Origin of the sequence: Kitasatospora sp. NBC_01250 (assembly GCF_036226465.1) — a bacterium.
Taxonomy (GTDB): domain Bacteria; phylum Actinomycetota; class Actinomycetes; order Streptomycetales; family Streptomycetaceae; genus Kitasatospora.
The window spans coordinates 1090424-1112657 of record NZ_CP108476.1; the positions used below are offsets into that span (position 1 = coordinate 1090424).

The 22234-nt window shown below is 74.2% G+C and carries 19 protein-coding genes; 12 read left to right on the plus strand and 7 right to left on the minus strand.

Annotation, left to right across the window (positions count from 1 at the left end):
• The first annotated feature begins 107 nt into the window (after positions 1–107).
• Positions 108–2285 (plus strand): SpoIIE family protein phosphatase, encoded by a 2178-nt coding sequence (locus tag OG500_RS04920; protein ID WP_329576956.1) that lies wholly within the window; start codon positions 108–110, stop codon positions 2283–2285.
• 367 nt (positions 2286–2652) lie between these two features.
• Here the strand turns inward: OG500_RS04920 and OG500_RS04925 are convergent, their stop codons facing one another.
• Positions 2653–2844, minus strand: a complete 192-nt coding sequence (locus tag OG500_RS04925; RefSeq protein WP_327065118.1) for an antitoxin — start codon at positions 2842–2844, stop codon at positions 2653–2655.
• A gap of 267 nt (positions 2845–3111) precedes the next feature.
• On the opposite strand from OG500_RS04925, the gene OG500_RS04930 reads away from it, so the two are divergent.
• From OG500_RS04930 to OG500_RS04940, 3 genes are all read left to right on the plus strand, one after another.
• Positions 3112–4848 carry an ABC transporter permease gene (locus tag OG500_RS04930; RefSeq protein WP_329576959.1) on the plus strand — a complete coding sequence of 579 codons (1737 nt, stop codon included), beginning with the start codon at positions 3112–3114 and terminating at the stop codon, positions 4846–4848.
• Between the two features lie 21 nt (positions 4849–4869).
• Positions 4870–6207 carry an ABC transporter ATP-binding protein gene (locus OG500_RS04935; RefSeq protein WP_329576962.1) on the plus strand — a complete coding sequence of 446 codons (1338 nt, stop codon included), beginning with the start codon at positions 4870–4872 and terminating at the stop codon, positions 6205–6207.
• A gap of 78 nt (positions 6208–6285) precedes the next feature.
• Complete coding sequence (locus OG500_RS04940) at positions 6286–7089, plus strand: PE-PGRS family protein (RefSeq protein ID WP_329576965.1); 804 nt, start codon at positions 6286–6288, stop codon at positions 7087–7089.
• Between the two features lie 376 nt (positions 7090–7465).
• Here the strand turns inward: OG500_RS04940 and OG500_RS04945 are convergent, their stop codons facing one another.
• Complete coding sequence (locus tag OG500_RS04945) at positions 7466–7714, minus strand: anti-sigma factor family protein (protein WP_327065122.1); 249 nt, start codon at positions 7712–7714, stop codon at positions 7466–7468.
• A 79-nt stretch (positions 7715–7793) separates the two neighbouring features.
• Between OG500_RS04945 and OG500_RS04950 the strand changes: the two genes are divergently transcribed.
• The 6 genes from OG500_RS04950 to OG500_RS04975 all read left to right on the plus strand — a co-directional run bounded on the left by OG500_RS04950 (position 7794) and on the right by OG500_RS04975 (position 15378).
• Positions 7794–8447, plus strand: coding sequence for a sigma-70 family RNA polymerase sigma factor (locus OG500_RS04950; RefSeq protein ID WP_329576969.1), 654 nt, complete (start codon positions 7794–7796; stop codon positions 8445–8447).
• A gap of 100 nt (positions 8448–8547) precedes the next feature.
• Positions 8548–8790: a hypothetical protein gene (locus tag OG500_RS04955; RefSeq protein ID WP_329576972.1), complete on the plus strand. Its 243-nt coding sequence runs from the start codon at positions 8548–8550 to the stop codon at positions 8788–8790.
• A complete protein-coding gene (locus tag OG500_RS04960; protein ID WP_329576976.1) occupies positions 8787–11045 on the plus strand; it encodes a heavy metal translocating P-type ATPase in 2259 nt (752 codons plus the stop codon). The genes OG500_RS04955 and OG500_RS04960 overlap by 4 nt, the downstream gene beginning before the upstream one ends.
• A 136-nt stretch (positions 11046–11181) precedes the next feature.
• Complete coding sequence (asnB, locus tag OG500_RS04965; RefSeq protein ID WP_329576979.1) at positions 11182–13014, plus strand: asparagine synthase (glutamine-hydrolyzing); 1833 nt, start codon at positions 11182–11184, stop codon at positions 13012–13014.
• Positions 13015–13046: 32 nt separating this feature from the next.
• Positions 13047–14360, plus strand: a complete 1314-nt coding sequence (locus OG500_RS04970; RefSeq protein ID WP_329576982.1) for a cytochrome P450 family protein — start codon at positions 13047–13049, stop codon at positions 14358–14360.
• Between the two features lie 73 nt (positions 14361–14433).
• Positions 14434–15378 (plus strand): isocyanide synthase family protein, encoded by a 945-nt coding sequence (locus tag OG500_RS04975; protein ID WP_327065128.1) that lies wholly within the window; start codon positions 14434–14436, stop codon positions 15376–15378.
• A 58-nt stretch (positions 15379–15436) separates the two neighbouring features.
• On the opposite strand, the gene OG500_RS04980 is transcribed toward OG500_RS04975, so the two are convergent.
• Positions 15437–16174, minus strand: a complete 738-nt coding sequence (locus OG500_RS04980) for a TetR/AcrR family transcriptional regulator (protein WP_329576985.1) — start codon at positions 16172–16174, stop codon at positions 15437–15439.
• A 159-nt stretch (positions 16175–16333) separates the two neighbouring features.
• Here OG500_RS04980 and OG500_RS04985 point away from each other — a divergent pair, with 159 nt between their 5' ends.
• Positions 16334–17941, plus strand: a complete 1608-nt coding sequence (locus tag OG500_RS04985; protein ID WP_329576988.1) for a CocE/NonD family hydrolase — start codon at positions 16334–16336, stop codon at positions 17939–17941.
• 18 nt (positions 17942–17959) lie between these two features.
• Here OG500_RS04985 and OG500_RS04990 read toward each other — a convergent pair whose 3' ends face one another.
• From OG500_RS04990 to OG500_RS05000, 3 genes are read right to left on the minus strand one after another with little or no spacing between them, the layout of a single operon-like run.
• Positions 17960–18751, minus strand: a complete 792-nt coding sequence (locus tag OG500_RS04990; RefSeq protein WP_329576991.1) for an ABC transporter ATP-binding protein — start codon at positions 18749–18751, stop codon at positions 17960–17962.
• The gene (locus OG500_RS04995) at positions 18748–19812 is read right to left on the minus strand and encodes a FecCD family ABC transporter permease (RefSeq protein ID WP_329576994.1); all 1065 of its coding nucleotides are present in this window, start codon (positions 19810–19812) and stop codon (positions 18748–18750) included. The genes OG500_RS04990 and OG500_RS04995 overlap by 4 nt, the downstream gene beginning before the upstream one ends.
• Positions 19809–20879 (minus strand): ABC transporter substrate-binding protein, encoded by a 1071-nt coding sequence (locus tag OG500_RS05000; RefSeq protein WP_329576996.1) that lies wholly within the window; start codon positions 20877–20879, stop codon positions 19809–19811. Before OG500_RS05000 ends, OG500_RS04995 begins: the two co-directional genes overlap by 4 nt.
• A gap of 104 nt (positions 20880–20983) precedes the next feature.
• Between OG500_RS05000 and OG500_RS05005 the strand changes: the two genes are divergently transcribed.
• Positions 20984–21784, plus strand: a complete 801-nt coding sequence (locus OG500_RS05005; RefSeq protein ID WP_327065134.1) for an aminotransferase class IV — start codon at positions 20984–20986, stop codon at positions 21782–21784.
• Between the two features lie 24 nt (positions 21785–21808).
• On the opposite strand, the gene OG500_RS05010 is transcribed toward OG500_RS05005, so the two are convergent.
• On the minus strand, positions 21809–22177 hold the full coding sequence (locus OG500_RS05010) for a hypothetical protein (RefSeq protein ID WP_327065135.1): 369 nt from the start codon (positions 22175–22177) through the stop codon (positions 21809–21811).
• Between the last annotated feature and the right edge of the window lie 57 nt (positions 22178–22234).

Sequence of the window (22234 nt, forward strand, 5' to 3'; positions counted from 1 at the left end):
GCGGGTCTCGCGGGGTACCCGGGCGGGTAAGGAAAACCCGGCGCAGGGGGCGTACCGTCCCTAATGAGCGTCTTCTCAACTGCCAGGCGCTGACGAGGGTGGTGACCGTGCACAGCTCAGAGTCCCAGGTCCCGCGCCAGCAGCCCGGGGCAGGCGAGCCGGGCACCGACGCGGAGTTCGAGGTGCTGGCCCGTCGCCTGGCCGCCGGGGTCGGTGGGCTGGGCGCGCACGTGGGCGGGCTCTACCTGCTGAACGAGGACGGGGGCGTGCTCGAACTGACCCTGCTGATGGGCATGCCGCGGGAGTTCGTCGCGCCCTGGGAGGGGGTGGCGCCCGCGGCGCCGATCCCGGTGGCGGAGGCGGTCCGCGAACAGCGCCTGGTGTGGGTGGGCGGCGAGGCGCAGATGGCACGCCGCTACCCGCGGATCGCGCTCGCCATGCCCTACGCGTTCTGCCTGGCGGCGCTGCCGCTGACCGTGGCCGGGAGCAGCTACGGCTCGCTCTTCGTGGCCTGGCCGGCCTCGCACCCCGCGGAGCTGTCCGGCCAGGAGCGGGACGGGCTCACGGCGCTCGCCGACGAGCTGGCCCGCCTGGTGGCCGGCGCAGCCGCGGCGGGGTGCCCGATGCGGCCCGGGGCCCGGCCGGTGGTGATCTCCGCGCGGCGCGGTCGCGGCGGCCCGACCGACGTGCTGTCCGCGATGGTGGCGCGGCTGCCGGAGGGCGTCTGCGCGCTCGACCACGCCGGCCGGATCAGCTGGGTGACACCTGCGGCCCTCGACCTGCTGGGCGCGCCGATCGACCGCCTGATCGGCGCCCAGCCGTGGAGCGCGCTGCCGTGGCTGCACGACCCCGTCTACGAGGACCGGTACCGGGCGGCGGTGGTCAGCCAGTTGCCGACCTCGTTCGTGGCACTGCGCCCGCCCGACCGCTGGCTCTCCTTCGAGCTGTATCCGGACGCCGTCGGGCTCACCGTGCGGATCACGGCGGCCGAGGTCGCCCCGCAGGACGCCCCGGCGACGACGACGGCCGCCCGCCCGGCGTCGGCGGACCGTGCCGTGCTGCCCACCCGCACCGGCGGGATCTACCACATCCTGCACCTGGCCAGCGCGCTGACCGAGGCGGTCGGCGTGCAGGACGTGGTGCGGCTGGTCGCCGAGCAGATCGTGCCCGCCTTCGGCGGCCAGAGCGTGGCGATCCTGGCCGTCGACGGCGGGCGGCTGCGGATCGTGGGCCACCACGGCTACCCGGCCGGCGTGGTGGACGGCTTCGACGGCACCTCGCTCACCGCGCCGACCCCGGGCGTGCGGGCGTTGATGACCGGGGTGCCCAGCTTCATCGAGTCCCGTGAGGAGCTGGAGCGGCTCTACCCGCAGCGCCCGGAGCTGCAGGACTCGATGTCCGCCTGGGCCTACCTGCCGCTGGTGGCCTCCGGGCGGCTGGTCGGGACCTGCGTGCTGGCCTTCGCCCAGCCGCACCGCTTCACCACCGACGACCGCGCCGTGCTCACCTCGGTGGGCGGCCTGATCGCCCAGGCGCTGGACCGCGCGCGGCTGTACGACACCAAGCTCGAACTCGCCCGCGGCCTGCAGGAGAGCCTGCTCCCGCACGCGCTGCCGCCGGTGCCCGGCCTGCAGACGGCAGCCCGCTACCTGCCCAGCACCGACGGCATGGAGGTGGGCGGCGACTTCTTCGACGTGGTGCGCCTGGACGACGACAGCGCCGGGGCGGTGATCGGCGACGTCCAGGGACACAACGTGGCGGCGGCCGTCCTGATGGGCCAGGTCCGCACCGCGGTGCGCGCCTACGCTACGGCGGGCAACGACCCCGCCACGATCCTGGCCCGGACCAACCGCCTGATGGCCGGTCTGGGCTCCGGCCTGCTCACCAGCTGCGCCTATCTGCGCCTGGACCTGCGCGGCCGCCAGGGCTGGCTGGCCAGTGCCGGCCACCCCATGCCGCTGGTGCGCGACCCGGGCGGCCGGGTGCGCGTGGTCGAGGCGCCGGCCGGGCTGCTGCTGGGCGTCGAACCCGCCCCGGCGTACACCCTCACCCGCATCGCGCTGCCGGTGGGCAGCGTGGTGGCGCTGTACACCGACGGCCTGATCGAGGCCCCGGGCGTGGACCTGGACGCCGCGCTGACCGGGATCGGCGACCAGCTCGCCCGGTACGACGGCGGCTCGCTGGAGGAGCTGGCCGACACGCTGATCCAGCACGCCGAGCGCTCCAAGCGCCGCACCGACGACATCGCCCTCCTGCTGCTGCGCAGCACGCCCATCACGCCGTGACGCACTCCTGCACCGGCCCCGGCCTCCTGCGGCTCCTCCCCCGGCGGCACCTCGTCCCGCAGTACCTCGTCCTGCGGCACCTCCCCCGCGGGACCCCGTCCTGCGGCACCTCGACGATCACCAGGGTGCCCCGACTGCCCGGGCCCACCGCGTGCTCGACCCCCGCCGGCACCAGGAACAGCTCCGGACGACGGCCACTGCGCGAGGTTCCGCCGCCCGTTCGACGGGCGGATCGAGTGCTACGCCCCCCTGACTCCGGCCCAACTACGGCAGGGTTTCGAGGAGTTGCGAGACGAACTCCGGCGGGGCGGCCCTTCACCGGCCGGAGTCCGAACCGACCGGTGAAGGGCCGCGCAGGGCCTCCGTCTCACTGCGGCTGGCTGCCGTCCGGGTCCTCGGGAGCCAACTGCTCATCGGCCTTCCGCTGCACCGCGTCGACCTGGCTCTGGTACTTGTTGCCGGTCTTCGCGTCGAACGCGTCGCCGGCCTTCTCGACCCCCTGCCGCGCCGTGTCCTCGTGGCCCTTGAGCAGGCCCTTGAGCTTGTCGAGCATCGACATGTGAGTGGCTCCCTTCGCGTGCCGCTCCACCCATGGTCGCCGAGCCCGGCCGGGTTCACATCTCCAGCGGTCGGGCGGGCCGGATCCGGCCCGCGCCGTAGGGAAGCTGTTAAAAGCCCTGCTGAGCGGGCCGACGGCGGGTTTCGGGCCCCCGGAACACCAGTATGGTCGTCGGGGCGCCGGCACCGTCGCCGCGCCCGTCAACCCCCAACTCCCGTCACCGTCGCGCCGCCTGGCGCCGCGGCGGCCTGTCCATGGAGGCGAGCAGTGGCAGCTGAGGACCGGGTCCCCACCCGGGGCGTGCTCCGGCGGCCCGGCCTGCGCGCGGTCGACATCGTGGTGGCGCTGGCCCTGATCGGCCTGCTCTACGGGCTGCTGCGGCTGGCCCCCTCGCTGGGCGCGCCGTTCCTGCCCGGCACCGCCCCGGCCGCGGTCTCCACCGACCCGGACGAGCTGCCGTTCTACGCCGTGCGGTCGCTGCTGCGGATGTTCACGGCGCTGGTCGCCTCGGTGCTGTTCACCTTCGCCTACGCCAGCGCCGCCGCCCGGCTGCGGCGCGCGGAGAAGGTGCTGCTGCCGGTCCTGGACATCCTGCAGTCCGTCCCGGTGCTGGCGTTCCTGTCCGTCACGGTCACCGCCTTCATCGCACTCTTCCCCGGCTCCGAACTCGGCCTGGAGTGCGCCTCGGTGTTCGCCATCTTCACCGCGATGGCCTGGAACATGACCTTCGCCTTCTACTACTCGCTGGTCAGCCAGCCCCGGGACCTCGACGAGGCGTCCCGGATCATGCGCCTGACCAAGTGGCAGCGCTTCTGGAAGATCGACGTGCCCAGCGGCATGATCCCGCTGGTCTGGAACGGCATGATGAGCTTCGGCGGTGCCTGGTTCTTCCTGGCCGCCTCCGAGAGCATCAGCGTGCTCAACCAGCAGTACGCGCTGCCGGGCATCGGCTCCTACGCGGCGGCAGCCGCGGCCAAGGGCGACCTGGGCGGGATCGGCATCGCCACCGCCGTCATGGTGACCATGGTGATCGGCGTCAACGTCCTGTTCTGGCGCCCGATGACGGCCTGGGCCGAGCGGTTCCGGGTGGAGGAGTCACAGACGGCCGAGAAGCCGCGCAGCCTGGTCCTCGACGTGCTGCGCCGCTCGGTGGTGCCGGGCCTGCTGGGCCGTGCGCTGCGCCCGCTCGGACGACTGCTGGACACCGGGACGCGGCCGTTCGGCCTGGCCGAACACCCGCTGGAGTCACCGGTGTTGCGCCGCCGGGCCGGGGACGCGGCGTTCGCCGTGGCGGTGGGCGGCGTGGTGCTGTACGGCGGCTGGCAGTCCTTCACCGGCATCCGCGGCACGGTCGGGCTCGGCGAGTTCGGCCACGCCTTCGAGCTGGGCGCGGCCACCTTCGGGCGGGTGCTGGCACTGCTGGCGGTGGCCACCGCCGTCTGGGTGCCGATCGGGGTGTGGATCGGGATGAACCCGCGCATCACCCGCTACGCGCAGCCGGTCGTCCAGGTCCTGGCCAGCTTCCCCGCCAACTTCCTGTTCCCGTTCGCCATCGCCGCCTTCCTCGCGCTCGGGATCCCGCTCAGCTGGGGCAGCATGCTGCTGATGGCGCTCGGGGCCCAGTGGTACATCCTGTTCAACGTCATCGCGGGCGCCTCCGCGATACCCGGCGACCTGCGCGAGGCGATGGACGACCTGGGCGTGCGGGGACGGCTGCGCTGGCGCCGGCTGATCGTGCCGGCGGTCTTCCCCTACTACGTCACCGGTGGCATCACCGCCGCGGGCGGGGCCTGGAACGCCTCCATCGTCGCGGAGGTCGTCGACTACGGGCACCAGCACCTGACCGGCTACGGCCTGGGCGCCTACATCGCGCAGGCCACCCGGGTCGGCGACCACCCGCGGATCCTGGTCGGGGTGATCGTGATGATCGTCTACGTGGTCACCCTCAACCGCCTGCTGTGGCGGCGCCTGTACCGCATCGCCCAGACCCGCTACGCCCTCTGAGCCCGAGGCAGGAGACCCCCCATGAACACCCGCGCGGACCAGCACGGCGCCGGCGAGGCCGTCATCACCGTCACGGACGTCACCAAGACCTTCACCACCCCGGACGGCAACGCGCTGCCGGTGCTCGACTCGGTCGGCTTCACGCTGCACGAGGGCGAGATCGTGGCCCTGCTGGGCAAGTCGGGCTCGGGCAAGTCCACCCTGCTGCGCTGCGCCGCCGGGCTGATCGCCCCCTCCACCGGCAGCGTCAGCTACCGCGGCACACCGCTGAACGGTGCCAACCCGGGGGTGGCGATGGTCTTCCAGTCCTTCGCCCTGCTGCCCTGGCTCACCGTCCAGCAGAACGTGGAACTCGGGCTCCAGGCCCAGGGCGTGGGCGAGGCGGAGCGCCGCCGCCGGGCGCTCGGGGCGATCGACCTGATCGGCCTGGACGGCTTCGAGGGCGCCTACCCCAAGGAGTTGTCCGGCGGCATGCGCCAACGGGTGGGCTTCGCCCGGGCCTTGGTGGTGGAGCCGGACGCGCTCTTCATGGACGAGCCGTTCTCCGCGCTCGACGTGCTGACCGCGGAGAACCTGCGCAACGAACTGGTGGGCCTGTGGGAGGGCAAGGAGGCGCCGGTGAAATCGGTGCTGATCGTCACCCACAACATCGAGGAGGCGGTGCTGCTGGCGGACCGGATCCTGGTGCTCTCCGCCAACCCGGGGCGGATCAAGGCCGAACTGAGCGTCGACCTGCCCCGCCCGCGTGACCGGCGCACCCCGCAGTTCGAGGCCCTGGTCGACACCGTCTACGGCATCCTCACCGACCGCGCGCAGAGCGGCGCCGCGGTACCCGCCGCCCGGACCGCGCTGCCCGCCACCCCCACCGGCGCACCGCTGCCGCTGGTCAGCCCCGGCGGGCTCGCCGGGCTGCTGGAGATCCTGGCCGCCCGCGGCGGCGAGGACGGCATGGCCGAACTCGCCGGTGAACTCAGCTTCGAGGTCGACGACCTGCTGCCGCTGGTGGACGCCGCCGTCCTGCTCGACCTGGCCCGCACCGAGGGCCCGCGGATCGCCCTGACCGGGGCGGGCCGCGAGTTCGCCGACGCCGACATCCTGACCAGCAAGCAGCTCTTCGCCCGGCACGCCGTGGCCCACGCCCCTCTGGTGCGGGCCATCGTCCAGGCGCTCACCACCGCCGCCGACCACGTGCTGCGCGAGGGCCTCTTCCTGGACCTGCTGCGCCGCGGCTTCTCCGACGAGGACGCCCGCCGCCAACTGGACACCGCGATCGACTGGGGCCGCTACGGCGAGCTCTTCGAGTACGACAAGGCCGAGGGACGCCTGGAGTTGGAGCCGGACACGGTCGCGGCGCTGTAGCGATGTCGCCGTGGTGCGCCGGCGGCCGGGGAGTCGGTCGCAGCGTCGGCGTAAGCAGGTGCGAGGATGGTGCGCACTGTGACGATCCGGCAGATTCGCATGCTCCGCGCCGTGGTCTTCGCCACCCTGTGCGTGGCGTTGGCCGCCACCGCGCACGTCAGCATGGCCGAGGCCGTGCTGCCGGTGCCGGTGCTGGCCGGAGCGTTCGCCGGGACGGTGGGCGGCAGCTGGCTGCTGGCCGGGCGCCGGCGCGGGCCGGTCGCGATCAGCGGGTGGATGGTGACCGTCCAGGCCGCGCTGCACACGCTCTTCGAGGCCACCGCGACGGTGCAGGCCTCACCCGTCCGGGCGGGCCGCGGTGCACCCGACTGGGTGAACCTGCTGCTGTGCACGCGTGGTGGGTCGAACCCGACCGCGCTGACCCCCCAGGGGCTGGCCGCGCTGGCGGGCCTGGCGCCGGGCACGCCGGTGGGCAGCCAAGCAGCTGCCATGCCGTCGATGCCCGGGATGAGCGGGATGGCCGGGATGAGCGGCATGCCCGGCAACGGTACGAGCGGCACCGGCATGAGCGGGATGGGGACGCCTCTGGTGGACGGCCTGTCCGCCGGGATGCTGGCCGCCCACCTGCTGGCCGCGCTCGCCTGCGCGCTGCTGCTCTGGCGCGGCGAGCGGGCGATCGTCGGCCTGTTCGAGACGCTGCGCACGCTGGCCGGGGTCTTCCTGCCGGTGCTGGCGCTGCTCGCCCTCGCCTTCACCCCGCACGGGGACGAACCGCCGGCCCCGCCGCGCCGCAGGCCCGCGCGCACCCGGCTGCCGCGCCTGGTGGCGCTCTCGCACGCCGTGGTACGGCGCGGCCCGCCCAGCCCCGCCCTGGCCTTCTGAGCGCCCGTCACACCTGAGGCTTGCCGCAGGCAGGCAAGCCCTGGATCCGCCGCGTCCAGCGCGCCCCCTCGGGGCGCCCGGAGGGCGCTGCCCGGTGTGCCCGCGGGCAGGTCACCCCTGCGCCCGTCCGGCCCACGCCGCCCAGGGACGCACGGGTCCGGCCACCACACCCTCCCGAGCACGGCGCCCGGCCCCCGGCCGCGCCGCGCTGCGCTGCGCTGCGCTGCGCGCTGCCTTCGCGGGCCCGCTCGCGCCTGAAACGGGCCCGAGCAGGCCTGAATCGGCCGGAATCGGCCTGCGCGGGCCGGAGCGGTGGGTGGGCCGTCTTGCCGATCGACGGCTCCGCCGGTTCGCGGTGCCGTCCTCGTTCCCGCTGTCAGGACCCCTCATGAGCAACAGAAGTACCGCCAAGCGCATCGAGCACCGCGTTGACGAGCAGCTGCGACCGCTGCTCGGACGGCCCGGCCGCGGCCCGCGTCAGCTCGCGCAGCCGGCGGGCGCCCGCCAGCCACTGGGCGCAGTCGGTGCACCCGCGCGCGTGCGCGGCGCACGGCAGGGCGTCGTGCGCCCCGAGTTCACCGTCGAGCCGGGCGGATATCGCGAGGCGGTAGTCGGCACAGGTCATGCCCTCATGCTCCCGCACCGGTCGACCCGGGCGGTAACGCCCGGCACCGGTGCCCGGGCCCGCAGGCCGGAGGCGGACCGTGGATGACCAGCAGGTGACCGCACTGGCCCTGGCGGCGCGGGAGGGCCGTCCGCTGGACGTCGAGGCGTTCGTCCGGGCCACCCAGCGGGACGTGTGGCGCTTCGTCGCGCACCTCACGGACGTCGAGTCCGCCGACGACCTGGCCCAGGAGACCTTCCTGCGGGCGCTGCGGGGCCTGCCCTCCTTCGCCGGGCGCTCCTCGGCGCGCACCTGGCTGCTCTCGATAGCCCGGCGCACGGTGGTGGACCGCTACCGCAGCGCGGCGGCCCGGCCGCGCTGCTCGGCCCTGCCCGACGCGGAGGAGGCGGCGCAGCTCCAGCCGGGCCCGGTCGCGCGGTTCGAGGACCAGGTGGCGCTGGCCGACCTGCTGAGCCGTCTCCCCGACGAGCGGCGGGAGGCGTTCGTGCTGACCCAGGTGGTCGGGCTGAGCTACGCGGAGGTGGCCGACGTGGCCGGCTGCGCGGTGGGCACGGTGCGCTCGCGGGTCGCCCGCGCGCGGGACCAGCTCGTCACGCTGCTGCGCTCGGCCGAGGACGAGGCCCGCGGCGGGGAAGGCGGAGGCGGCGAGCGCGGGGGCGGCGAGCGCCGAGCCGTGGGCTGCGGCCGCCCGACGCCCGACGCCGAACGGGCGGACGCGGGCCTGGCGGCCTGACGGCCCCCGCTCCCGCCTGCCCTGGCTCGAAAGACATCTGACACCCGTCCGTCGGCGCACTGCCGGCGGACCCCGAATCTGGAGAACCTCTTTGCGATTGATGACCACAGCCGTACCAGGCGGGCGTGCCGCGGCACGGCCCGGCCGGGTCCTGCTCGGCTTCGCCCTGCTGCTCGTGCTGCTCTTCGCCGCCTCGTTCGCGGTGGGACGGTGGGTGGGACCGCCCTCCTCCCCTCCTGCCGGACCCGCCCGGGGCCCGATGGGCGACGACATGTCCGGCATGCGGATGGCCGGGCTGTCCGCGCCGCAGTCCGGCCCGGGCACCGCGGCGGTGCCGCGATGAGCGCCGCTGCCGCGGACCCCGCACCGGCGACGAGTGCGCCGGGCCTGGTCACGACCGATCTGGCCGTGGGCGGGATGACCTGCGCCGCCTGCGTCTCGCGGGTGGAGAAGAAGCTGGCCCGCCTCGACGGGGTCAGCGCCGGGGTGAACCTGGCCACCGGGCGGGCCCGGGTGCTGCACCCCGCGGACGTCCCGCTGGCGGAGCTGGTGGCGGCGGTGGAGCGGGCGGGGTGCACCGCCGAGCCGGTGGCCGAGCAGGCTGCCGTGGTCGCGGCCGCCGAGGACCCCGACGAGCGGCTGCGGCTGCTCCTGGTCGCGCTCTTCGCCGTGCCGGTGATCGTGGTGTCGATGGTGCCCGCGCTGCAGCTGCGCGGCTGGCAGTGGGCCTGCTTCGCGTCGGCCTCCTTCGTGGTGACGATCGGTTCCTCGGTCTTCCACGCGCGGGCCTGGCGGGCGCTGCGGCACGCCACCGCGACCATGGACACCCTGGTCAGCCTCGGCGTCCTGGCCTCCTTCGGCTGGTCGGCGTACGCGCTGCTGTTCGGTGGCGCGGGCACGCTCGGCATGCGGATGCCGTTCTCGCCGGGCGCCGACCCGGGCGGCGGCTCGCACATCTACCTGGAGGCCGCGGTCGGGGTGCCGCTGTTCGTGCTGTGCGGCAGGCTCCTGGAGGGCCGGGCGCGGGCCCGCACCGGCTCGGCGCTGCGCTCGCTGGCCGAGCTGGGGGCGAAGGAGGTCTGCCTGCGCGAGGACGGCGGCGAGCGGCTGGCCCCGATCGAACAGCTGCTGCCGGGGCGGCAGTTCGTGGTCCGGCCCGGTGAGCGGGTGGCCACCGACGGAGTGGTGGTCGAGGGCGGCTCCGCGCTCGACCTGAGCCTGCTGACCGGCGAGAGCGTCCCGGTGGAGGTCGGCCCCGGGGCGCAGGTGACCGGCGGCACCCTCAACGTCGGCGGCACGCTGCTGGTGCGGGCCACCGCGGTGGGCGCCGACACCCAGCTCGCCCGGATCACCGCGCTGGTCACCGAGGCCCAGGCCGGCAAGGCCCGCGCGCAGCGGCTGGCCGACACGGTGGCCGGGGTGTTCGTCCCCGTCGTGCTCGGCATCGCGGTCTGCGTGCTCGGGTTCTGGCTGGGCACCGGGGCCGACTGGTCCCGGTCCCTGACGGCCGCCGTCGCGGTCCTGGTGGTCGCCTGCCCCTGCGCGCTGGGGCTGGCCACGCCCACCGCGTTGCTCGCCGCCACCGGGCGCGGCGCGGAGCTGGGTGTCCTGGTGCGCGGGCCGGAGGTGCTGGAGAGTCTGCGCCGGATCGACACCGTGGTGCTGGACAAGACCGGCACCCTGACGGCCGGCCGGATGACGCTGGTGACCAGCACGGTGGCGGACGGGTTCGAGATCGGCGCGGTGCTGCGTCTGGCCGGCGCGGTCGAGCAGCGCTCCGAGCACCCGCTGGCGCGGGCGCTGACCGCGGCGGCGCCCCGGCCGCTGCCCGCCGTGACGGAGTTCCGGGCGACGCCGGGGCTGGGGGTGGCGGGTACGGTGGAGGGCGTGCGGGTGCGGGTGGTGCGGCCCGAGGTCGCCGACCTGCCACCGGCGCTGCGTGCGGCGCTGGCGGGCGCCGAGGCCGCCGGGCAGACGGTGGTGGTCGCCGAGCTGGACGGCCGGGCGGCTGCGGTCCTCGCGGTCGGCGACACCCTGCACCCCGGCAGCTACCGTGCCGTGCACCGGCTGCGCGGCATGGGCCTGACGACCGTGCTGGCCACCGGTGACCGGCCCGGGCCGGCCCGCGCGGTGGCCGAGGAGCTGGGCATCAGCGAGGTGCACGCGGGCGCCTCGCCCGAGCGCAAGGCCGAACTGGTCGCCGAACTGCGCGCGGCCGGGCGCAGCGTGGCGGTGGTGGGGGACGGGGTGAACGACACCGTCGCACTGGCCGGCGCCGACCTCGGCATCGCGCTGGGCACGGGCACGGACGCGGCGATCGGGGCGGCCGGGCTGACGCTGGTGCGCGGTGACATCGAGGCGCTGGTGACGGCGGTCGAGCTGGCCCGGCGCACCCTGGCCACCATCCGGGCCAACCTGGTCTGGGCGTTCGGCTACAACGCGGTGCTGATTCCGCTGGCGGCGGCGGGGCTGCTCAATCCGATGATCGCCGCGCTCGCCATGTCGGCCAGCTCCCTGCTGGTGGTGGCCAACAGCCTGCGGCTGCGCACCTGGCAGCCGGCCCGGCGCGGCCGGGGCCGTGCTCCCCTGGCCGGCTGAGGCAGCTGCGCACCGGCGGACGGCCGTCGGGCGTGAAAACCCGTCGGCTGTTCGGAACTTCCGGTGGCCGGTGGCCGACTGCTGTCACGGGCGCCGTCACCCGACGGTGCCCGTGACAGCGAAGGGGCATCCATCGATGTGCGGAATCACCGGCTGGGCCTCGTTCCGGCACAACGCCCGCGACAGGCGGCCGGTCATCGAGGCGATGACCGCCACGCTGGCCCGGCGCGGCCCCGACGCGGGCGGCGTCTGGCTCGGTGCGGGCGCCGCGCTGGGCCACCGCCGCCTGTCCGTGCTGGACCCGGTCGGCGGCGCCCAGCCGATGACCGACCGCCACGCGGACCGGGCGGTGGTGCTCAGCTACAGCGGCGAGGTCTACAACCACCATCAGCTGCGCGCCGAACTCCGCTCCCTCGGACATGAGTTCGACACCCGCAGCGACACCGAGACGGTGCTGCGCGGCTACCGGCAGTGGGGCGAGGCGGTGGTCGACCGGCTGGAGGGCATGTACGCCTTCGCGATCTGGGACGAGCGCCACGAGCGGCTGCTCCTGGTGCGCGACCGGCTCGGCGTCAAACCGCTCCACTGGGCCAGGATCGAGGGCGGCCTCGCGTTCGCCTCCGAGCCCAAGGCGCTCTTCGCCCACCCCGAGCTCGACCCCCGGGTGGACGCGGCCGGGCTGCGCGAGGCGTACAGCCTGCTGTTCGGCACCGGCGCGACGCTGTGGGCCGGCGTCCAGGAGGTCCAGCCCGGCGGCCTGGTGACCTTCGACCGCTCCGGGCTGCGGGAGCACCGCTACTGGCAGCTGACGGCGCACCCGCACCGCGACGACCCGGCCACCACCGTCGAACGGGTCCGCCACCTGGTCGACCAGGCCGCCCGCACCCGGCTGGAGGCGGACGTCCCGCTGTGCAGCCTGCTCTCCGGCGGTCTGGACTCCACCGTGATCACCGCCCTGGCCGCCGACGAGCTGCGCCGACGGGAGGGCTCGGCACGCCGGTTGCGCTCCTTCGCCGTCGACTACAGCGACCAGGCCGAGAAGTTCACCGGCGACGTGCTGCGCACCGGGCACGACACGCCCTTCGCCATCGAGGCCGGCGCGTTCATCGGCACCGAGCACGCCACCGTCGTGCTGGACCCGCGTGCCCTGCTCGACCCCGAGCACCGCCGGGCCGTCGTCGCCGCCCGGGACTCCCCCATCGGTGTGGGCGACATGGACACCTCCCTCTACCTGCTCTTCGGCGAGATCCGCGCGCACGCCACCGTCGCCCTGTCCGGCGAGGCCGCCGACGAGGTCTTCGGCGGCTACCCCTGGTTCCACCGGCCCGAGGCGCTGGCCGCCCGCACCTTCCCCTGGCTGCTGGTCACCGGCGACGAGGCCGCGATGCCGCTGCACCCCGACCTCGCGGCGACCCTGCGGATCGGCGAGTTCCGCGCCGACAGCTACCGCGACGCGCTCGCGGCCGTCCCCCACCTGGACGACGAGAGCCCGGTCGAGCACCGGCAGCGCGAGCTGCAGCACCTGTCGCTGACCCGCTGGCTGCGCCAGCTGCTGCACCGCAAGGACCGGCTCTCGATGGCGCAGGGGCTGGAGGTCCGGGTGCCCTACTGTGACCACCGCCTGGTCGAGTACGCCTTCAACACACCGTGGTCGCTGAAGAGCGACGACGGGCGGGAGAAGAGCCTGCTGCGCGCCGCCGGGCAGGGGCTGGCTCCCGGGTCGGTACTGCGGCGGCCCAAGAACCACTACCCGGCCACCCACCACCCGGACTACGACCACGGCCTGCGGCAGTTGGCCCGCCAGGCGCTCGACCTGCCGCAGGTGCGCGACATCGCCGACGAGGGTGCCCTGCGGGCCACCCTCGACTCCCCCGAGGAGCGGCTGCCGTGGGGGCAACGGCTGCGGCTGGAACGGGTCGTGGACCTTGCCCTGTGGCTCGACCAGTACCGCCCGACGATCTCGCTGTGACCGCCGCCGAACTCCGCCGAAGGAAAGCCGACATGACCCCAGCCGAAGCCGACCCGGCCGCCGCACCCCGCTGTCCCGTCACCGGCGCCACCCCGTCCGGGGCGGTCCCGTCCCAGTCGACCCCGCCGGAGCCGACCCCGCTGCTCGGCGCCGCCTACAAGCGCGATCCCTACGACCTGTACCGCACCATGCGCGAGGCCGGTCCCGTCCACCGGGTCCGCTTCCCCAGCGGCATCGCCGCCTGGCTGGTCACCGGTCACGAAGCCGCCCAGCAGACGCTGAGCGACCCGCGCCTGGGCAAGAACCACGCGCTGGGCAACGACTACTGGCGCAGCCTGGCCTCGATCATGCCCGAGCCCCAGCACTCCCAGCTCCAGGTCCACCTGCTGCACCAGGACCCGCCCCGGCACACCGCGCTGCGCCGCCTGGTCCTGGACGCCTTCGCGCCCCGGCGCGTCGAGGAACTCCGGCCACGCTTCCAGGAGTTGGCCGACACCCTGGTGGACGCCCTGCCGAGCGCGGGCGGCGCCGACCTGGTCGCGGGCTTCGCCGCGCACTACCCGTTCCAGGTGCTGGCCGAGGTGATCGGCCTGCCGCCCAGGCTCGCGGCGCGCTTCGACCGCGACTGGGGCAAGGTCGTCCAGCCGGTCGGTCCGGACGACCCCGGCCGTCCCGCCTACGAGGGACGGCTGCGCGGGCTGCAGGCGTACATCGCCGACGTCGTCGCCGACAAGCGCGAGCACCGGTCGGCGGACCTGCTCGGCCGGCTGGTGCTCGCCCAGCAGCAGGGGGAACTGACCAAGGAGGAGCTGGATTCGATGGTCTTCCAGCTCCTGGTGGCCGGCCAGGAACCGGTCACCAACCAGCTCACCACCATGCTGGTCACCCTGCTGCGCCACCCCGGCCAGTTGGCCAAGCTGCGCGAGGAGCCCGCGCTGATGCCCCGCGCGATCGAGGAACTCCTGCGCTACGACAGCGCGTTCGAACTCACCACCTGGCGGTTCCTCGCCGCCGACAGTGATCTGCACGGCACCCGGGTGCCGGCCGGCGACTCCGTCATCGTCTCGCTCTGCGCCGCCAACCGCGACCCCGCACGGTTCCCCGACGCGGACACCCTGGACCTGGCCCGCACGCCCAACTCCCATCTCGCGTTCGGCCACGGCATCCACTTCTGCCCCGGCGCCGCGCTGGCCCGCGCCGAACTCCAGATCGCGCTCGGCACCTTGCTCACCCGGCTGCCCGGCCTGCGCCCCGCCGGCGACCTCGACGAACTCGCCTGGATCCCGGCCGTCCTGGCCCGGGGCGTCAACGAACTGCCGGTCGCCTACGACGAGCGCCGCGCCTGATCCCCGCCACCATCCGCTCCGGCCCCTCGCAGGGCCGGGGCGCCATCCCGTCATGCCCTCCTGGAGAAACCGCATGCCGTCCCTCGCCAGCTGCCTGGCACCCGCGCCGGCCGTTGCCCGCACCTGTGCCGACGTCCTGGCCCTGCTGCTGCCCCACCGGCGCGCCGCCGCGCCGCACACCCCGGCACCGGTCGAGGCGTTCCCCCGGCAACTCGACCAGCTCGCGGGCTTCGTGGCCCGCGGTGAACCGATCGTCTTCACGCTGCCCGGCTTCCCCTGCAAGTCGCCCAGCCCCGCCAAGGTCCTCGGCCACCTGCCGGACGAGGGCGAACGCCGCTCGCTCGGCTTCCTCGACGAGCTGTGCGCCGCCGTCCAGCGGGCCTACCCGCCGGGCGCCCGGACGGTGATCTGCTCGGACGGGCACATCTTCGGCGACCTGATCCAGGTCCCCGACCGGCACATCGACGCCTACGCCGACGAGCTGGCCGCCATGATCCGGCGCGAACGCCTCGACCGCCTCTCGGTGTTCGACCTGCGCGACGTGCTCGGCGACCTCTCCCACGACGAGAAGCGCGCCGCCGTCCACGCCCGGTACGCGCCCACCGTCGAGGAGTTGCGCGCCGAGCTGCGGACCGACGAGGCCACCCTCGCCCTCTACCGCGGCATCACCCGGTTCCTGACCGAGGACACCGTGGGCTTCGAGGGCACCAGGTCGGCCCTGCAACGCGACTGCCGCCGCCGCGCCTACGGCGTCCTGCAGCGCAGCCGGGCCTGGGGCGCCCTGATCGCCGAGCACCACCCGCGCGCGGTCCGGCTGTCCATCCACCCGCAGCCGCCCGGCGCCGCCAAGTTCGGCCTGCGCCTGCTGGACACCACCGACACCTGGACCACCCCGTGGCATGCCGCCGCCGTCCACCGCGCGGGCGGCCGATGGGAGTTGATGCACCGCAGCGACGCCGAGCGGTTCGGCCGGCTGGTGCTGCGCGACGGCCGGCCGAGCCACTTCGAGGCGGCGTGAGGCAGGTACCCCCGGGTTGTCGAACGCCCAGCGCGATGGTCGACCCGCTGAGCTGATGTCATGCTCCCGGCGCGATCCCGTTGATCACCCGATCGAGGAGGCGATCGAAGACCGCCTGCGGGTTCTGGCTGCCGCCCGGTTCGGCCAGGGCTTGGGCGAGATGGGGATAGCTGCCATGGGCGACGGCGGAGCGAAGGTAGCGGGCCTGGGCGTCGAGGAGCTCGCCGGGGGTCCGGCCTGCGGCTTCGACGGCGTGTTCCCGGGCGAGTTCGTACGACATGTGACTGGCCACGAATCCGGTGAGGAGACTGAAGGTCTCCAGTCGCGCCTGGGCATCCAAGCCGGTGGGAGCGAGTGCGGCGAGCGCGTAGTCCAGGACGGCGAGGGTGTTCGGGCCAAGCGTCTGGCGGGCCGGCAGTGCGGCGGGCAGCCAGGGATGGCGCCGCATGATGGCGCGCTGCTCATGGGCGATCTCCCGAAGGTCGCAGCGCCAGTCGCCCGAGGGCTCGGCCGGTAGCCGGTGGTCGCCGCTCACCTCGTCGATCATCAGCTCCAGCAGCGTCTCCTTGTTGGGGACATAGCTGTACAGGGACATCGTTCCGGCTCCGAGCCGGGTCGCGACCGCGCGCATCGTGACGGCGGCAAGCCCTTCGGCGTCCGCGATGGCGACCGCGGACGCAGTGATCGCGGCGCGACTGCGAGCAGGCGGCCTGCCTCGGCGCGGGCGCTCCGCCGGTGACCAGAGCGATTCCGGATCCACCCCGGTCTGCGTGCCCGATGAGTCTGCGCGGCCCATGGGGACACCTCCCTCCTCCTGTCGGGCCCATCCAAGCATGGGCTATTCTCGTACATTGTACGAGAAGTGAGGGACTCGCCCACGTCCAGGAATCGAGGCACCGCTGTGACGCCGACGCACCGCCCGCCCGCGAAGAAGCCGCCCCTGAGCGCCAGGGTCATGAGACGGTCCATACGGGGGCTGCCGCCCAAACTGCATGACATCGCCTACGAGCCCGGCCTCGTCGTGCCCGCAGCCGACGGCAGCCCGCTGCTGACCGACCACTACTTCCCCCTGACCGATGGCGACTTCCCCACGCTCCTGGTCCGCTCGCCCTACGGCCGAGGCTTCCCCTGGGCACCGATGTACGGCGTGCTCCTGGCCGAGCAGGGCTTCCACGTCGTCCTCCAGAGCTGCCGCGGCACCGGCGGCTCCGGCGGCGGGTTCGACCTGTGGCGCAACGAGGCCGCCGACGGTCAGGCCACCGTCGTCTGGTTGCGCCAACAGCCCTGGTTCTGCGGAGTACTGGGGACCGTCGGCGCCAGCTACCTCGGTTACGTCCAGTGGGCGCTCGCCTTGGACCCGCCGCCGGAGCTGCGCGCGATGGTGGTCCAGATCGGCATGCACGATCCCTACGGCTTCTTCTACCGCGGCGGCGCGTTCTCCTTGGAGAACGCGCTCGTCGCCGCGCTCGGCCTCACCAGTCAGCACCGGGGCATACCGAGCTTTCTGCGGGCGAGCCTGCGGCTGCGGCGCCACCTGCGGAAGGCCGCGGAAGGCCTTCCCCTCACCGAGGCGTACCGGCCCGCGCTGGGCGGCCCGGTGCCCTTCCTCGAAGAGGCGATCGCGCACCCCGATCCCGAGGATGTCCACTGGCACGGGGCGGACATGGGAGCCGCGGCCGAAGCACTGACCGTACCGACCGCCCTGATCGGCGGCTGGCACGACGTAAATCTCGACCAGACTCTGCAGCAGTACGGGCGGCTGCAGCGGACGGGCTGCGAAACGTCCCTGCTCGTCGGCCCCTGGTCGCACCAGTCGGCACTCCAGCAAGGCTGGCCCGAGATCTTCACCGAGAGCCTTGCCTGGCTGCGGGCCCACCTGTGCGGTGACCCGTCCGGCCTGCGGCCGACCGGAGTCCGGGTCCACCTCGGAGGCCGTCGGGCCTGGCAGGACCTACCCGACTGGCCGCCGGCCCATAGGGACCAGCACTGGTACGTCGACACCGGCGCCGCCCTGGTCCCCCGGGCGCCCGAGGCCACGACGGAGCCGCTGTCCTTCCGGTACGACCCCGCCGATCCGACTCCCTCCCTCGGCGGCGCCCTCGCCGGCGCCACGACCACGCAGAAGGACAACAGGCCGTTGGAGGCGCGCGATGACGTGCTGACCTTCACCACGGCACCGCTTCCGGCGCCGGTCGACGTCCTCGGGCCGGTCAGCGCGGTACTGCGGATCGGTACGGACACCGGCCACGCCGACGTGTTCGCCCGGCTCTGCGACGTCGACCCGCAGAACCGCTCGACCAACGTCTGCGACGGACTGCACAGGCTCCGGCATGCCGAGGCCCCTGCCACCATCACCGTGGGAATGAGCTCCACCGCCTATCGCTTTCCCGCCGGTCACCGGATCCGCCTGCAGATCAGCGGTGGCGCCCACCCGCGCTTCGCACGCAACACCGGAACCGGCGAGCCGCCGGCGACGACCACCCGCCTCGCACCGGCCCGGATCTCGCTCCACCACCCGTCGGCCCTGGTGCTTCCCATCGCGGACGGGGCCGTGGCTGACTGACCGGGGCTCGCAGGCCACTCAGTCCCGTGGGTCGGCAGCGACGGGCGTGTGGTGGTCGAAGGCGATCAGCGGGTCCCCGGTGAGCGGGTGCGGCACCACCGCCGCGCGCACCCCGAAGACCGCCGCCAGCAGGGCGGGGGTGAGCACCTCGCGCGGCGGCCCGGAGGCCACCACCGCGCCCTCGTGCAGCACGTGCAGCCGGTCGCAGAGCGAGGCGGCGGCGTTCAGGTCGTGCAGCGAGATCAGCGTGGTGCGGCGCCGGGCCCGCAGCAGCGCGAGCAGCTCCACCTGGTGGCGCACGTCGAGGTGGTTGGTCGGCTCGTCCAGCACCAGTACGTCCGGCTGCTGCGCGAACGCCCTTGCCAGCAGGACGCGTTGCCGCTCGCCACCGGAGAGTGCACCGAACCGGCGCTCGCCGTGGCCGGCCAGCCCGACCTCGTCGAGAGCCGCGGCCACGATCGCGCGGTCGGTGGCGTCCTCGCCCGCGAAGGCCCGCTGGTAGGGCGCGCGTCCCATCGCGACGATCTCCCGGACGGTGAACTCGAAGTCGTCGCCGCGCTCCTGGGGCAGCGCGGCGATGTGCCGCGCGCGCTGGGCCGGCGTCAACGACCGCAGGTCCCGGCCGGCCAGCAGCACTCGGCCCGCCGAGGGGCTCAGGTGCCGGTAGACGGTCCGCAGCAGGGTCGACTTGCCACTGCCGTTGGGGCCGACCAGGCCCGCGATCTCCCCTTCGGCAGCCAGCAGGTGCACGCCGCTGAGCACGGTGCGCCCGGCCAGCGTGACGCTCAGGTCCTCGACGGAGATTCTCACCGGTGCTCCAGACGTCGGTCCAGCAGGAAGAGCAGCACGGGCGCCCCGATCAGCGCGGTCACCACGCCGATCGGCACCTCCTGGGTGGCGAGCGCGGTGCGCGCGAGCGTGTCCACCGTGACCAGCAGGACCGCCCCGGCCAGCGCCGACAGCGGCAGCAGCCGGCGGTGGTCGCCGCCGACCAGCAGGCGGCAGACGTGCGGCACCAGCAGGCCGACGAAGCCGATCGCCCCGGAGACGGCCACCAGCACACCGGTCAGCAGGCTGGTCACCGCGAACAGCTCGCGCCGCAGCCGGCCCACGTCCACACCGAGGCCGGCGGCCGTCTCGTCGCCCATCAGCAGCGCGTTGAGGCCGCGGGCGCGGGCCTGGAGCAGCACCAGTCCGAGCGCCACGGCCGCCGCGGGCAAAGGGAGTTGGCTCCAGGTGGCCCCGCCGAGGCTGCCCATCAGCCAGAACAGCACGCCCCGGGTCTGCTGGTCGTCCCCCACCTGCAGGACCAGGAAGCTGGTGAAGCCGGAGAGGAACTGCCCGATCCCCACCCCGGCCAGCACCAGACGCATCGCCGCGAAGGCACCACCGCGCCGGGCCAGCAGCCACACCAGCGCGAAGGCGCCCAGCGCCCCGGCGAAGGCGGCTGCCGGGACGCCGAACCCGACGGCCGAGCCCGCCCCCGCGCCGAGTACGATCACCGCGACCGCGCCCAGCGAGGCGCCCGAGGAGATGCCGAGCAGATAGGGATCGGCCAGCGGATTGCGCACCAGCGCCTGGACGGCGCTGCCCACCAGGCCCAGCCCGGCCCCCACCACCGCCGCCAACAGGGCTCGTGGCGCGCGCAGTTGCCAGACGATCAGGTCACGGGTGCCCGGCGCCGGGGCCTGCCCGAGCAGCCGGCGGCCGACCACCGTCCACACCTCGCCGACCGGGATGTCGACCGCGCCCAGCGAGACGGCGGCGGTGAGCGCGGCGAGCAGGGCCAGGGCCAGCACGGCGGCGACCAGGCCGGCCCGTGCGGTGCGCACGGGCCGGCGGGCGGCCAGGACCGGTCCGGGTCCGGTCACGAGGTCACCAGGTCCGGGTGGATGATGTGGGCGATCTGCTGCACGGTGTCGGCGTTGCGGACGCCCGCGATGGTGGTCACCTCCGAGCCGATCCGTACGAAGTGGCCCGCCTGGACGGCCTTGAGTCCCTTGGTGGCCGGGAAGGTCCGCAGGAACTGCTCGGCCGCGTCGAACGCCTTCCGGTTCGCCGCGTCACTGCCCTGGTCGCGCACGCCGAGCTGGATCCAGTCGGGGTCCTTGGCCACCACATCCTCCCAGGAGGCCGCCTTGAAGTCACCGTCGCAGTCGGCGAAGACGTTGCGCGCCCCGGCCAGAGTGATCACCGCGTTGGCGATCTGCCGGCCGCACTCGGCCATCGGCTGCTTGGTCCCGGCGTCGTAGTCGAAGAAGAAGTACGAGGGCTCCTGGTCCGCCCGCAGCCCGGCCAGCGCCTTGCGCACCGCTTGGACCTTCTGCTCCATGCCCGCCACCAGCTCAGCCGCCCTGACCGAGGTGCCGGTGACCGCGCCCAGGGTCCTGACGTCCTCCTCGACCCGGGACAGGTCCTGCTGGGGGCCCTTCAGCATCGCGGCGCAGGCCGTGGAGCGCAGGTAGAGGTGTTTGATCCCGGCGGCGGCGAACTCCTGCTCGGTGGGTGCCGCCCCCATCGCCCCGCCCATCGAGCCCATGTCGGCGAAGGTGTCGAGGTAGAGGTCGGCGCCGGAGCCGAGCAGCTTCTCCTTCGGGATCACGCTCTGCCCCAGGACCGGCACCTTCGCCGCCTGGTCGGCGAAGGTGCTCGGCATGGTGCCCGCGCCGGGCGGGAACCCGGTGCCGATCACCTTGTCCCCCGCGCCGAGCCAGAGGAGCAGCTCCAAGCCGGCCGCGTTGCTGGTGACGATCTTCTTCGGCGCGGCGGTGAACGTGGTCGTGGCCCCCGCGCAGTCGCTCGCCGTGACGGGATAGGCCGTCGCAGCGCTGCCCGCCGGGGCCGGGGCCGCCGCGCCGACCTGCTTGGCGCCGCTGCCGCAGCCCGTGACGAGCAGGGCGACCGCGGCCGCCATGCCGCACAGCACACGAGAACGCATGGAACTCTCCTGGTGATCCGGAATCATCGGGACCGCCACTGCGGGCCCGCCCAGGTAGTCGGCCGCGAGGGCGGGTGAGTTCCGGGAGCTGCCAGACTTGTCCCATGGCCACCGTCAACGGAGCACCGGCGTCACCCGAGGCGCTGCAGAGCCTGGCTCTGACCAACTACGGGCACTTCACCACCATGCGGGTGGCCGACGGCGCGGTGCGCGGCCTGTCGCTGCACCTGGCGCGGCTGGTCGACGACTGCCGGGCGGTGTTCGGCACCGCGCTGGACCCGGACCGGGTGCGCGCCTTCGTGCGCCAGGAGGTGGGCGCCCACGGCGCCCACGGCACCCACGGTGCACCGGTCACCGTACGGGTGACGGTCTTCGATCCGGCGCTCGACCTGGCCCACCCGGGAGCGGGCGCCGAGCCGGCGATCCTGGTGACGACCAGGGCGGCCGGCGACGCGCCACCGCCGCCGCTGCGGGCCAAGCGGTTCACGGTGGCCCGGGAGGCGGCGGCGGTCAAGCACGTCGGCCTGTTCAACCAGCTCAGGCTCCGTCGCCAGGCCCAACTGGCCGGGTTCGACGACGCGTTGTTCGTGGCGGCCGACGGCCGGATCGCCGAGGGCGGCACCTGGAACATCGGTTTCGTGGACGCGGCGGGCACGGTGGTGTGGCCGCGGGCCGAGGTGCTGCCCGGGGTCACCATGCGGCTGCTCCAGGCCGCCCACCGGCCCACCGCGACCGCCCCGGTGACGGCCGCGGCGCTGCCCGCGATGCGGGCCGCCTTCGCGACCAACGCCGCGATCGGTGTGCGCACCGTCGCCGCGATCGACGACCTGGCGTTCGCCACCGACGACCCGGTGCTCGACGAGCTGCGCCGGACCTACGCCCAGCTGCCCGGCGAGCCGCTGTAGGGCCGCCGACGCGGTACTACTGGGTCAGGAGACGCGCTTCAGTGTCCAGGCGTTGTTGTTGAAGCTGGGGTTCGACCACGCGACGCAGCTGTTGGTGTAGTACGAGCTGGTCTGCACCCAGCCCGCCGGCGGGTAGGTGGTTCCGCAGGCCTGGACCACGGTGCCGACGGGCAGCCCGGTGAGCTGCTTGATCTGCTTGATGTTCGGGCTGAAGCTCTGCGTGCCGCAGCTGCTGCTGTAGCCCCAGCTGACGTCGACGTAGCCGCTCGGGGTGAGGACGCTCCCGCAGACGGTGGTGACGTCACCGGGGGCGGCGTGGGCGGGTGCAGCGGCCAGGGCGAACATCGCTGCGGCGCCGGCGAGGGTCATGCAGGTGGTGCGGAGGCGGGTCATGGGCGTTGGCTCCTCGTGATCGCGGGCGGCCGGTCAGGCCGAGAAGCCATTCCTACG